This window comes from Pseudomonas sp. P9_2 (genome assembly GCF_034008255.1).
GTDB lineage: Bacteria > Pseudomonadota > Gammaproteobacteria > Pseudomonadales > Pseudomonadaceae > Aquipseudomonas > Aquipseudomonas synxantha_A.
Genome location: NZ_CP125376.1, coordinates 1024873 through 1038829, shown reverse-complemented (window position 1 = coordinate 1038829; position 13957 = coordinate 1024873). Strand labels below are relative to the sequence as shown.

Annotated in this window: 8 protein-coding genes; 7 read left to right on the top strand and 1 reads right to left on the bottom strand. The window is 58.9% G+C overall.

Annotated features, from left to right (window positions below):
- Positions 1-79 precede the first annotated feature (79 nt).
- The 7 genes from rnr (at position 80) to dnaB (ending at position 7353) form a co-directional block, all read left to right on the top strand.
- Positions 80-2710, top strand: coding sequence for a ribonuclease R (gene rnr / locus QMK52_RS04520; protein WP_194439955.1), 2631 nt, complete (start codon positions 80-82; stop codon positions 2708-2710).
- On the top strand, positions 2707-3462 hold the full coding sequence (rlmB, locus tag QMK52_RS04515; RefSeq protein ID WP_153838740.1) for a 23S rRNA (guanosine(2251)-2'-O)-methyltransferase RlmB: 756 nt from the start codon (positions 2707-2709) through the stop codon (positions 3460-3462). Before rnr ends, rlmB begins: the two co-directional genes overlap by 4 nt.
- Positions 3463-3772: 310 nt before the next feature.
- Entirely contained in the window at positions 3773-4189 is a 417-nt protein-coding gene (rpsF, locus tag QMK52_RS04510) for a 30S ribosomal protein S6 (protein WP_005784250.1), read from the top strand.
- Positions 4190-4218: 29 nt separating this feature from the next.
- Positions 4219-4449: a 30S ribosomal protein S18 gene (gene rpsR / locus QMK52_RS04505; RefSeq protein WP_002551829.1), complete on the top strand. Its 231-nt coding sequence runs from the start codon at positions 4219-4221 to the stop codon at positions 4447-4449.
- Positions 4450-4485: 36 nt separating this feature from the next.
- Entirely contained in the window at positions 4486-5379 is an 894-nt protein-coding gene (locus QMK52_RS04500) for a hypothetical protein (protein ID WP_005784252.1), read from the top strand.
- Positions 5380-5397: 18 nt separating this feature from the next.
- Positions 5398-5844 (top strand): 50S ribosomal protein L9, encoded by a 447-nt coding sequence (rplI, locus tag QMK52_RS04495; RefSeq protein WP_003171376.1) that lies wholly within the window; start codon positions 5398-5400, stop codon positions 5842-5844.
- A gap of 111 nt (positions 5845-5955) precedes the next feature.
- A complete protein-coding gene (gene dnaB, locus QMK52_RS04490; protein ID WP_003188079.1) occupies positions 5956-7353 on the top strand; it encodes a replicative DNA helicase in 1398 nt (465 codons plus the stop codon).
- Positions 7354-7357: 4 nt separating this feature from the next.
- Here the strand turns inward: dnaB and QMK52_RS04485 are convergent, their stop codons facing one another.
- On the bottom strand, positions 7358-13906 hold the full coding sequence (locus QMK52_RS04485; protein ID WP_320403851.1) for a DUF6543 domain-containing protein: 6549 nt from the start codon (positions 13904-13906) through the stop codon (positions 7358-7360).
- Positions 13907-13957: the final 51 nt, after the last annotated feature.

Below are 13957 nucleotides of genomic sequence, written 5' to 3'. Positions count from 1 at the left end.
CTTGTTGATACCTGAAATTTCCCGTTTCAATACGCGTATGCCAAACTAACCCACATATAGACAAGGTGAAAACTCTCTAATGGCCGATTGGCAGTCCCTCGATCCCGAGGCCGCTCGTGAAGCGGAAAAATATGAAAACCCTATTCCTAGCCGCGAACTGATCCTGGCGCACCTCGCCGATCGTGGTTCGCCTGCTAGCCGCGAGCAGTTGGTCGAAGAATTCGGTCTGACCACCGAAGACCAGCTCGAAGCCCTGCGCCGCCGTCTGCGTGCGATGGAGCGCGATGCTCAATTGATCTACACCCGTCGTGGCACTTACGCGCCGGTAGACAAGCTCGACCTGATCCTGGGCCGCATTGCCGGCCATCGTGACGGTTTCGGCTTCCTGATCCCGGATGACGGCAGTGACGATCTGTTCATGAGCCCGGCGCAAATGCGCCTGGTGTTCGATGGCGACCGCGCCCTGGCGCGGGTTTCCGGCCTGGACCGTCGCGGTCGTCGCGAAGGCGTGATCGTCGAAGTGGTGTCCCGTGCCCACGAGTCCATCGTCGGCCGTTACTTCGAAGAAGGCGGCATCGGCTTTGTCGTGCCGGATAACCCGAAGGTCCAGCAGGAAGTGCTGATCACCCCCGGCCGCAACGGTGCCGCCAAGGTCGGCCAGTTCGTCGAGGTGAAAATCACCCATTGGCCAACGGCGCGCTTCCAGCCCCAGGGCGATATCGTTGAAGTGGTCGGCAACTACATGGCGCCCGGCATGGAAATCGACGTTGCGCTGCGCACCTACGATATTCCTCACGTCTGGCCTGATGCCGTGCTCAAGGAAGCCGCCAAGCTCAAGCCGGAAGTCGAAGAGAAAGACAAAGAAAAACGCATCGACCTGCGTCATCTGCCGTTCGTCACCATTGACGGCGAAGATGCTCGCGACTTCGACGATGCGGTCTACTGCGAAGCCAAGCCTGGCAAGCTGCGCCTGTTCTCCGGCGGCTGGAAGCTGTACGTCGCGATTGCCGACGTGTCCAGCTACGTGAAGATCGGTTCGGCCCTGGATAACGAAGCCCAGGTGCGCGGTAACTCCGTGTACTTCCCTGAGCGCGTGATCCCGATGCTGCCTGAGCAGCTGTCCAACGGCCTGTGCTCCCTGAACCCGAAAGTCGACCGTTTGGCCATGGTGTGCGAGATGACCATCTCCAAAACCGGCGAAATGACCGACTACCAGTTCTACGAAGCGGTGATCCACTCCCAGGCGCGTCTGACCTACAACAAGGTCAGCACCATCCTGGAGACGCCGAAGACCAGCGAAGCCAAGGCCCTGCGTACCGAATACGCTGGCGTGGTCCCGCACCTCAAGCAGTTGTACTCGCTGTACAAGGTGCTGCTGGGCGCCCGTCATACCCGTGGCGCGATCGATTTTGAAACCCAGGAAACCCGGATTGTTTTCGGTTCCGAGCGCAAGATCGCCGCGATCACCCCGACCACCCGTAACGACGCGCACAAGTTGATTGAGGAATGCATGCTGGCGGCCAACGTGGCCACTGCCGAGTTCCTGAAGAAGCACGAAATTCCTGCGTTGTACCGCGTGCACGACGGTCCGCCGCCGGAGCGCCTGGAAAAACTGCGCGCCTTCCTTGGTGAGCTTGGCCTGTCCCTGCATAAAGGCAAGGATGGCCCGACGCCCAAGGATTACCAGGCTCTGCTGGCCAGCATCAAGGACCGTCCGGATTACCACGTGATCCAGACCGTGATGCTGCGATCCCTGAGCCAGGCGGTGTACAGCGCCGATAACCAGGGCCACTTTGGCCTCAACTACGAGGCGTACACCCACTTCACGTCGCCGATCCGTCGTTACCCGGATTTGCTCACGCACCGCGCAATCCGCAGCGTGATCCACTCCAAGCAGAACACCCCGCACGTCAAGCGCGCCGGTGCCATGACTATTCCGAAGGCGCGGATCTATCCGTACGACGAGGCGGCCCTGGAACAGTTGGGCGAGCAGTGCTCCATGAGCGAGCGCCGCGCCGACGAAGCCACCCGCGACGTAGTGAACTGGCTCAAGTGCGAGTTCATGAAGGATCGTGTAGGCGAGTCGTTCCCGGGTGTGATCACCGCCGTGACCGGCTTTGGTCTGTTTGTGGAACTGACCGACATCTACGTCGAGGGCCTGGTGCATGTCACCGCCTTGCCGGGTGACTACTACCACTTCGATCCTGTGCACCACCGTCTGGCGGGCGAGCGCACCGGTCGCAGCTTCCGCTTGGGCGATACCGTCGAAGTGCAGGTCATGCGTGTCGACCTGGACGAACGCAAGATCGACTTCGGTATGCCTGACAAGCCTGCTGAGCCGGCTGGCCGCAAAAAGCGTGGCAGCGAAACTGCAGCGCCGGCTTCCAAAGGCAAGGCCACTGGCGCGAAGACGGCTGCCGAGCCTGCACCTGCCAAGTCGGGGCGTCGCTCTTCCGCCAAGGACAAGGCTCCTGAAGCCTACCGCCCAAGCGATGCTGCGGCGAAAAACGCCGAGCTGCGCAAGAGCCGCGAGTTGAAGCAGCAGCTGCTCAACGAAGCCAAAAGTGGTGGTAAAGCGGCGTCTGGGGGAAAGTCCCAAGGGGCGGAAAAACCGTCGAGCAAGCCAAGTAAACATCGTAAAGGCCCGCCAAAAGCGGGCTCTGCCCCCGCGAAAAGCGGCGGGTCGCGCAAACCTAAGGCCAAGTCATGAGTCTGGAAAAAATCTACGGTGTGCATGCCGTAGAAGCACTGCTGCGTCACCACCCCAAACGCGTCAAGCAGGTTTGGCTGGCAGAAGGTCGCAGCGAGCCGCGCGTACAGGCGCTGGTTGAACTGGCCAGCCAAAACAAGGTTGCCATCGGCCAGGCCGAGCGTCGAGAAATGGACGTGTGGGTTGAAGGTGTTCACCAGGGCGTGGTTGCAGACGTCAGCCCAAGCCAGGTATGGGGCGAAGCCATGCTCGACGAGCTGCTCGACCGTACCGAAGGTGCGCCGCTCCTGCTGGTGCTGGACGGTGTGACCGATCCGCACAACCTCGGCGCGTGCCTGCGTTCGGCAGATGCTGCCGGCGCGCTGGCGGTGATCGTGCCTAAAGACAAGTCGGCAACCCTGACCCCGGTGGTGCGTAAAGTGGCGTGTGGTGCGGCGGAAGTGATTCCGCTGGTGGCCGTGACCAACCTGGCGCGCACCCTGGAGAAACTCCAGCAGCGTGGCCTGTGGGTCGTGGGTACGGCAGGCGAGGCCGAGGTCAGCATTTATGACCAGGACTTGACCGGCCCGACCATCCTGATCATGGGCGCCGAAGGCAAAGGCATGCGTCGTTTGACCCGTGAGCATTGCGATTACCTGGTGCACTTGCCGATGGCCGGTAGCGTCAGCAGCCTGAACGTGTCGGTGGCGACGGGCGTGTGCCTGTTTGAAGCCCAGCGTCAGCGTGGTGCCAAGGTCAAAGCCAAGAAGTAATCCCGAGCCTGGCACAGAACCAAAATGTGGGAGGGGGCTTGCTCCCGATAGCGGTGGGTCAGTTACAGATGATGTGACTGAACTCCCGCAATCGGGAGCAAGCCCCCTCCCACATTGGTTTCTGGTGTCAGTAAGCATTGTTCAAATAATCACCAATTACCTTGCGCCGCTTCTCCCCCTTCTCTACAATTGCGCCCCTTGCCTTCCTGGCAGGCACCGATGTGCCTCCCCTGCGGCAAGATCCATAAGTGTCATTCACTCCTTGTCTGACCGTTTTTGAGCGGCAGGCTACAACCCGTAAGGAGCATTCATGCGTCATTACGAAATCATCTTTTTGGTCCACCCGGATCAAAGCGAGCAAGTCGGCGGCATGGTTGAGCGTTACACCAAGCTGATCGAAGAAGACGGCGGCAAAATCCACCGTCTGGAAGATTGGGGCCGTCGTCAACTGGCCTACGCAATCAACAATGTTCACAAGGCTCACTACGTGATGCTGAACGTTGAGTGCACTGGCAAGGCCCTGGCCGAGCTGGAAGACAACTTCCGCTACAACGATGCAGTGATCCGTAACCTGGTCATCCGTCGCGAAGAAGCCGTTACCGGCCAATCCGAGATGCTCAAGGCTGAAGAAAACCGCAGTGAGCGCCGTGAGCGTCGCGACCGTCCTGAAGAAGGCGCTGATGATAGCGCTGATGACAGTGACAACAGCGATAACGCTGACGAGTAATCCACGGACCTTATTAAGGAGCCTATCAAATGGCACGTTTCTTCCGTCGTCGTAAATTCTGCCGCTTCACCGCTGAAGACGTGAAAGAGATCGATTACAAAGATCTCAACACTCTGAAAGCTTACGTATCCGAGACCGGCAAAATCGTTCCAAGCCGTATCACCGGTACCAAAGCACGTTATCAGCGTCAGCTGGCCACCGCTATCAAGCGCGCCCGCTTCCTGGCCCTGCTGGCCTACACCGACAGCCACGGCCGCTGAGACCGGGCAGTCGACAAGTAGTAAGGGATTGAATGCATGCGCGCCTTAGCTGAGTTCATCATGCGCGGTCGCGTGCAGGCCACTCTGGTAGTGGCTGGCTGTGCGGCATTGCCGTTGCTTTATTGGTTGGGTGCTGCCGCAGGTTGCCTTGTGCTGCTGCGGCGCGGTTTGAAGGACGCTCTTGGCGTTCTTGCCCTGGGTTTGTTGCCGGCCTTGATCTGGTGGTTGCAAATGGGTGATCCACGGGTACTTCTGGTACTGCTGGGGTCATCGAGCCTTGCGTTGGTTTTACGCGCAAGTGAGTCCTGGGTCCGTACGCTGCTGGTCAGCGTGGCATTGGGGTTGGTGTACTCAGTGATGCTTGGCGCGGCTTTCCGCCCGCAAATCGAGGCGCTGTCGCAGGAGATCGTCAAGATCCTGCCACTGGCTCTCGGGGATCTCTACCAGCAATTGTCGGTAGATGAGCGAGCGCGGTTTGCGTCACTGATTGCTCCGGTCCTGACCGGCCTGATTGCGGCACTGTTGCAGGTCGTCAGCGTGCTGAGCCTGATTCTTGGGCGTTATTGGCAGGCGTTGTTGTACAACCCGGGTGGTTTTGGTCGCGAGTTTCGCAGTATCAGAATCCCTGCGGGGCCGGCGATGTTGCTGCTGGCGTGCATGGTTGTCGGGCCGAACTTCGGTCCACAGATGGCCTTGCTGGCGCCGATTTGCAGCGTACCGCTGGTGTTTGCCGGGCTGGCCCTGATTCACGGGCTGGTTGCGCGAAAGCGCCTGGCCAGGTTCTGGCTGGTGGGGTTGTACGTCACGCTGTTGCTGTTCATGCAGCTGATCTATCCGTTACTCGTGGTTCTGGCCATTGTCGACGGCCTGATTGATTTTCGCGGACGTCTGGCGTCGAAAGATGCCGATAGCGCGAACGGTGAAGGTTAAAAGTTAGAGGATTTTCACATGCAACTGATCCTTCTGGAAAAAGTCGCCAACCTGGGCAACCTGGGCGACAAAGTGAACGTTAAGGCCGGCTACGGTCGTAACTACCTGCTGCCATACGGCAAAGCCACCGCTGCAACCGCTGCCAACCTGGCTGCGTTTGAAGAGCGTCGTGCTGAGCTGGAAAAAGCCGCAGCAGACAAAAAAGCTTCGGCCGAAACTCGCGCTGCCCAACTGGCTGAGCTGGAAGTGACTATCACTGCCACCGCCGGTGACGAAGGCAAGCTGTTCGGTTCGATCGGCACCCACGACATCGCTGATGCACTGACCGCCTCCGGCGTTGAAGTGCAGAAGAGCGAAGTTCGTCTGCCGAACGGCACCATCCGCAACGTAGGCGAATTCGACGTAGCCGTGCACCTGCACGCCGAAGTTGAAGCCACCGTACGCGTTGTCGTGGTAGCAGCTTAAGTCGCACCTAACTGACTGGCACCTCGCGTGTCAGCCGGTTAACATCGGGCACGATCCTGTTTACAGGTCGTGCCTTTTGTTTTTCTACACACCCTTAAATTCCAAGTGGCCATGAACGAAATCTCCGCTCCTGAGCAATACGATCTGCAAACCGCTGCCCTGAAGGTGCCGCCGCATTCCATCGAGGCCGAACAGGCCGTGCTCGGTGGCTTGATGCTGGACAACAACGCCTGGGAACGCGTGCTGGATCAAGTCTCGGACGGTGACTTCTATCGCCATGACCACCGCCTGATCTTCCGCGCCATCGCCAAGCTGGCCGACCAGAACTCACCGATCGACGTGGTGACGCTGGCCGAACAACTGGACAAGGAAGGCCAGACCTCCCAGGTCGGCGGCCTGGGCTATCTCGGTGAGCTGGCGAAAAACACGCCGTCCGTCGCCAACATCAAGGCCTATGCGCAGATCGTCCGCGAGCGCGCCACCCTGCGCCAGTTGATCGGCATCAGCACCGAAATCGCCGACAGCGCCTTCAACCCGGAAGGCCGTACCGCCGCCGAGATCCTTGATGAAGCCGAACGCCAGATCTTCCAGATCGCCGAAGCACGGCCCAAAACCGGCGGCCCGGTCAGCGTCAACGACCTGCTGACCAAGGCTATCGACCGTATCGATACCTTGTTCAACACCGACGCGGCCATTACCGGTATTTCCACCGGCTACACCGACCTCGACGAAAAGACCAGCGGCCTGCAACCGTCCGACCTGATCATCGTCGCCGGCCGTCCGTCCATGGGTAAGACCACCTTTGCGATGAACCTGGTGGAAAACGCCGTACTGCGCAGCGACAAGGCGGTATTGGTGTACTCCCTCGAAATGCCAGGCGAATCGCTGATCATGCGTATGCTTTCGTCCCTGGGTCGTATCGACCAGACCAAAGTGCGTTCCGGCCAGTTGGAAGACGACGATTGGCCGCGCCTGACCTCGGCGGTCAACCTGCTCAATGACCGCAAGCTGTTCATCGACGACACGGCCGGTATCAGCCCGTCCGAGATGCGTGCGCGTACCCGCCGCCTGGTGCGCGAGCACGGTGATATCGCGCTGATCATGATCGACTACCTGCAGCTGATGCAGATCCCGGGTTCCAGCGGCGACAACCGTACCAACGAGATTTCCGAAATCTCCCGGTCCCTCAAAGCCCTGGCCAAGGAATTCAACTGCCCGGTGGTGGCGCTGTCCCAGCTCAACCGCTCCCTGGAGCAACGCCCCAACAAGCGCCCGGTGAACTCCGACTTGCGTGAATCCGGAGCAATCGAGCAGGACGCCGACGTGATCATGTTCGTGTACCGCGACGAGGTGTACCACCCCGAAACGGAACACAAGGGCATCGCCGAGATCATCATCGGCAAGCAGCGTAACGGCCCGATCGGCTTTATCCGCCTGGCGTTCATCGGTAAGTACACACGCTTCGAGAACCTGGCACCGGGCAGTTACAACTTCGACGACGATGAGTAAACACTCACATTTCGCGGGTTGATTCGCGGTCTTTTGTGACCGCCGCCGTCGTGATCAGGTTGGGTTCTGCGTTGAGCATCATGCCAGCGGCCAGCAAGCGCTGCTCATAGCGTTGTATTTGCACGCGAGTGACGCTGGACAGCGGGTTGTGTGACACCTCAGTGATGCTGTTGACTTGGACGGAGTGCGCCAGCCAATTAGCCGTTGGCTCAACCACGTAGTCCGGAATTTCGGTTATTTGGTTGTGGTTCAGCTTGATCCTCTCCAGGCCAGGCTGGGTAAACAGGCCGGTCGGCCAGGTGTCGATACCTGTATTCGACAGATTGACGTCGCACATTTCGGTCATCAGGCTGAAATCGGGGGGTGTCTCCAATCCCGGGTTGTTATGCAGCCACAATGCCTTGAGTGTGGTTCGCCCGGAAAGCACTTGCGCAGCCTCGACAGTCAGTTTCAGCTGGTTATTCTGTAGGAATAGACGCGTCAGGCCATTCATTTCAGCCACGCCCTCGGGCAGCTCCGTTAGATGGTTTCTCGCCAGATTCAGCCAGCGTATATTACGAAATTGACCCAGGAAGCCCTTTGGGAGAGCCTTCAGGTTCATCTTGCTCAAATTAAGCGACCCGACATGTTTGAAGTCGGCGTTGATGGGTGGCAGGTTGGGCAGTTTCAGTCCGCTCAGATTCAGCTCCTGGCCAATCGGAGTGCCATTGGCGGCAAATTGTTGGGGGGCGTTTAACTGCCAGCAACTGAGGATTCGCTCCCTGGCCTTTTCCAAGTCCGCGCGCAGGCGGTCACCTTGTTGTGTGGAAGACGAGGCGTCCTGCACATCGCCACCTTCTACGCGTACCCAATAATCGAGTTGCGCTGTTAATCGTTCAAATTGTCTGCCTAGTGTGCCGGATGAAACGCCTTGCCCCATGCGCCAGAGCCGCTCCCTGCACTCCTTGATGCGCATGGTCGGATGCTGTTGACGGTAGCGCTGTGCCGGAGAGTTCTTTACGTCGAAAACTTTAGGATCAGCGGGGTCCGCCAGTTCCGGATGAGTGTCGTACAGGCGTTGCCAATATTCATCGAACTTTTTCCAATATTGGGCGGGGAACCGGTTGCCCTCCAGCCGCGTGCCGGCATTGATCCGCGCCACTGTTTGCAGGTTTTCGGCGGCAGGATTGAGGTTGGCCTGCGGCACTTCACGCAAGTTGTTGAAGCGCAAGTCCAAGTGAGCCAAAGACGGCAGGTTCAGTAACCCGGTGGGCCACTGACTTATCCCGGTGTTAGATAAGACCACAGTGTTCAAGCTGGTCATGGTGCTGAAGTCAGGTGTTATCTGCAGTGGGTTTTCCGAAAGATCGAGAACTCCTAGTTGGTCCAGCTTACTCAGGATCGAAGCACTCGTTTCATCCAGCTTCATGTTGTTTCGGCACAGGCTCAGGTTAACCAGTTTTTTCATCTGGCCAATGCTGGCAGGCAACGTCTCAATGTTGGAGTAGGCAATGCTCAGCACGGTCAGGTTGGGGAAGTTTGCCAGGAACGTATCTGCACCGGCCGACGAGGTTACCGAGTCGATACTGAGTATTTTGACGTGGCTGAAATCGGCGGTCAGTGCCGGAAGGGGGGCCCTCAAGGAAGGCAGGCGTAATGAGTCCGCTGACTTGACCCAGCACTCCCTGATTAATTTGGAGGCGTAGGCCGAGTCCGGTTTTTGGGTGCCCGGAGGGCGAGGGGCGTTGGGGTCATGCTCGGCGATATAGCGTACCAGTTGCTTGTCCAACTGATCGAAGGCCTGGATACGCGCCATTTCTGTTTCTGTGTTGTCACCCAGGCCAATCAGATACTCCTTGGCGGCCTGGGCGTTTTTCTCGGGATACATCCGCTGTACTACCTGGATCTCATGCGCGTCCGCCTCGATCCTGAAGGCACCGGTTTGAGCCGGTGTGCTCAGTTCGGGGTGATTGGTAGCCAAGCGTTGCCAATACGCTTCAAGGGTCTTCCAGTAGCCAGCGGGGAATGGGTTGCCCTCAAGAAGCGTAACGCCGTTGACGTGGACCATGGCGTTGAGTTGTTCAGGCGCCGGGTTCAGGTTGGCCTCAGGCACTTGGCGCAATTGGTTGTTGCGCAGATCGACAAGTTTTAGCGCGCTCGCGTTGTGCAGGCCGGTTGGCCACTGATCTATTTGAGTATCGCTCAAGTCCAAGGTTTTAAGCCCCGGCATCTGACTGAAGTCCAGGGCTGCCCCCAGCGGGTTTCCCGACAGGTCAACTTGTTTGAGCGTTGTGAGGGCGCTGATTTTTTGAGCGCTTTGTGTGTCCAGGCGGATGTGATTAGACCTCAGGTTCAAAGTGGTCAGTTTAGTCATGTCACCAATCGCGGGGGGCAGCGCGGCGAGTTTGGAGCGGGTGATGTCCAGGCGTTCAAGGGCCGTGAAATTGCTCAGGAATACATCGGCGTTCTCTGACCAGGCAACGGACTCCATGAAAAGCTCGCGCACATGGCTGAAATCTGCTTTTAAGGCGGGCAGCGATGCGAGGTTCGCGGGTAACTTCAGTTGTGCGCCTGTCTCCCGACGCCAGCACTGTTTGACCTCATCGGTAGCGAGCTTGGCCCAGCTTGCAGATTCGGATGCGTTCGCATGCCGCCATGCCTTCAACTCCGTGCTGAGGGTTCTGTACTCGGCTTCCCGTCGCTCCAGCCCGCCAGCAATGTCGCTGCCCAGAGACTGGATAAAGGCGTTGATCTGTCCCTGGTCAAAAGACGGGAACAGTGTGTGCACCCTCCGCTGCGGGCTGCGCAGTTGATTCAAGAGTGCGCTGGCACGGTCGGCCAATTGCCGAAAGAACGACCAGTCATGTCCCTCGCCGCGTACACCCCCCGGTGCGCCGACGATGGCGCTGACCCACACATTGGCGGCATTGCGCCGGATGGCATGGCTTTCGCCGAAGCGGCTGCCGTTGTAGATGTTATCTGCGTCCATCGCCACCGGATCGCCCGGTTTTACGATGCGCCAGACTTTGCCTGTCGCCGAGGAGGCGTCGCGGTCGAGCATGACCTGATAGGGGCCGTCGTCGATGTTCGCGTATTGACGCCCGCCCAGGGCATGAACGCCGTCTGCGTCGGCATTGTCTGGCACCTGCTTGTGGGGTATCCGGAAAGCACTGATGCTTTGGTTCGACAGCGGCGCCTCCCGCGAAGGTGTGAGAAATTCCGGCAGGTGCGCCTGCTGTACGCGCGCCTGTTCAAGCACGTCCTGAGCCAGCACGGCGATGTCGTGGGGTTCAAGGCCCAGCTCATTGCGTTGGGTTTCGGTGAGGGCGTGCAAGGTGGCGCCGAGTAGGCTGTTCTCCCCGGCGACTGCCGTTTTCAGGTCGCCACTGTCCTGTAGGTAACCGGCATATTCAGTGCCGGACTTGACCAACATGACGAAGCTGTCTGCGTCTTCGCTCCCATAGGTGTCCAGCAGTGAACCTCGCTGGGTGATCCGCCCGGTCTGATCGGTGGAGCCTTGATAAACCTGCACTCCGACGTCGCTCGGCCAGCCCGGCAAGAGCGTCAGCAGGTTGCAGAACAGGGCTTGGCTTTGCGCGTTGAGACCGAGGCCGCTCGGGTCCGACAGTGCGTTGAGCGCCTCAATGATGGTGCTTTGTTGAATACTTTTGTGAATGGCTTCGCGCACCGGAGCCTCCAGGCGCGAATACAGGCCGATGTCACGCAACGAGGGATGATGCTGTAGCAAGTCCGCGGCCATTGCCCGTGAAAGGTCCGGAAAGCGACGCCGCAACAGGCCGATTGCGAGTTCACCACCGGGCGTCTGCTCGAACTGCGCCGTGGGTGCAAACCGAGTGGCTGGATGTTTTGCATTCAGGTGGTCGCGCAGTCGGCCATCGCGTAACGCCGCATACACTGCTGCTTGATGTGTCTGAAGGTGTGCTGCGAGTTTTTTCCTCAGCCCAAGCAGTCGGCTTGCCAGGGGTTGCTCTTCACTGCCGTGACCTGTCTTACCCAATGTGCTATCCGGGACGAGCCGTTCATGTTCCTGCAGGACCTGTTGCATGAGTGAGGCAATCGACGAGCCAAATGCCAGGGCCAGGTAGCGATCGCGCCCGTCCTTGCGTAGCTCGATTGTGGCCAAGGGCTGTGTGTTGGCCCCGAGCACGGGTGCGTGGCTGGACAGCAAGGTCTTGCCGTCAGGGGTGTACAGCTTGATCGTGCAGGTGCCCAGATCGGCCAGTAGTGCAGGCATGACCTGATCGGCGATGGGCGGCAGCGGACCATCGTTCTGCCCGAGCGCCGTTTGCAACTGGGTGAGCCCATCGCGCAGTTGCTGATTCTCGATAGCCTGCGTCAATGCGACAGGGGTGGGCCGGCGATCGAACCAGATATCCAGCAGCTCCTGGCGATCGACGGCCGCGACATCCAGGGCGCGCTTGCAAGCTGTCGGGCTCAGCGGCAACTCGCTGGGCGAGATCATGTGCTGCAGCAGTTGGGCTTCGTTCAGCGCACGGGTATCGATGGGGTCGAGTGTCCAGCGGTCATGTTTGGCTGAGTAAGTGACATAGGGGTGAATGCTTGAAGAGCCCGGCATGTCCAGTTGATAGCGCCCGGAGCTTTTTTCGAGAGTGACCTGGGCGAATTTGGTTTGGTTGTCGACCTGCAGTTTGATGTAGCTTCGGTTGTCCTTTTCAAACAGCCCTTGAGGGTTTTGTTCAAGCCCTGTCAGGTAGTTCGGGTCGATTTTTGTGTAGTCGTTGATGAACCACAACCCTGGCTTGCCGTCTTTGGCAGTAGCGTAGTTGGGGTTGCCCAGCGCGTTCATCAACTGGCGGGTGCGGCGTGCAGATAACTTTGCCGCTGCACCCTGCAAGCGCAGCCCCACCAGCAGGTCAAGAATGTCACCGACGGCTTGCACCAGCTCGGCCTGCTGGCCTCGGCGCAGCGCCGCAATGGCAGACCAGGTCTGATAGACGAGGGTGCCCAGCATTGCGACCAACATGATTTTGCCCAAACCTGTCACGCCACCGGGAAGGGGGATCAGCAGCATCGACAAGGTTTCGCTGACCAGATAGGTGGCCAACGCAATGGCGGCCTCCTGGTCCGCCAATTTATTGGTGCGGGCCAGTCGGATAAGGTCCGATTGTATCGGCCACGCCTGGTGGATCGGCAAGGTGTGGGCGAGGCAGCGGATGTCCGTGCCGATTTTTTCCACCGCCAGTTTTTGCCTGTTTGGGGTCTTGCTGGCGAACAGGTCATACAGGATTCTGGCATGCCAGGCGAGCTCGTCCCGGTTGACCTTCAGCGGTTTGATAAAGGCTCGCAGCTTTTCCTGATTGTTCAGGGAGATGGCCTTCATGAACCAGCTGAAGTGTGCCAGCCCCACGTCGTTGCGGATCTGGTCCTGCAGCGAGTCCACGGCTTCTTGCCTGGAGGCATGTCGGCGTAACGCGCCATTGGGGCGGTCCGGGAAGTAGCTGTAGACGCAAGAGCCGTCGGGCGTGTCAAAGCGACGAGTAAAGAACGGCAGGGCAATCTTTTCGCCGCCGGCGTCCAGTTGGTAGAGGTCCCAATACACGCTGGTGTCGAACAGCCAGTCTTTAAGTTCATTGAATTCCCATTCGCTGATACTCCAAGACTCATTGGTACGATAGGCGTCCCTCAATGCGACCAGCAGCTTGGTGCTTTGCAGGCCGAATAGCGGATTGGACAGACGCTTCTTGAACTCTTTTTCGATGTAGTCGCTGATGCGCGTGCCGATGTCCACGCTCCTTGCGACGGCCACGAAGGCTTTGACGCTGATGACGTTGCCGCTGATAGAGCTGGCGCGTTGTTCTTCGGTGGAGAAATACGCAGTAAACCCGAAGTTGCGATACGCGGCCTCCAGCAAGGTGATCGAGCGTTCGTACTCACGTACGCCCAGGTCCTCTTTGTAGATACGCACGTTGTTGCCCAGGCGATCGTTGGCGGGGAGGTCATCCTGGGAGACCGGCAACTGCCGGATCCGCGTCTTCAGGTAGGTGGTGCGCGAATTGATGGCCGTGCCGGTTTTGCTCTTCAGCTCTCGCTCCAGAGCGTCGACCATTTGCTGGCTCAAGTCGTTGTAAAGATCTGTGAGGGCGTTGCCGAGGGTTTGCTCGCGCTCCACCAGATCCTTGCTCAGGCGCAGGTATTCTTTTTGCTCGTCCACGCCCATTTTGCCCATGAAGGCATTTACGTTTTCCTGTATCAGTTGAAAGATCTGTTGTTCGGCCCAGCTTTCGTTGGTGAGTAATGCAGGTTGCTCTGCGTCAAAGGTGACTGAGTTGGTCATGGTGTGTGCTCGGGAAGAGAGCGCTTGGCACAGCAGCGTGGCAGGCGCTCTGTTGAAAAGATTGAGCGACCTTAGGGCGGGCAGTACCAGAAGAAGAGGTGCATAAAGCTGTGCGCTGAAAACGCCTGCGTAGTGCACCCCCAGTGACGACGCGTGATCAGCGCGCCTATGTGGGCCTCGCCCCCAGCAAAACCGGGCTATAAGCGCCGTCGGGCGCGGCGTGGCTAAAAGCCGACCATTGCCGTCGGAATTGGTCAAAATTTGTGCTATATTCCGCGCCCGCGATTTTTCATCTCAACACCGGTCACC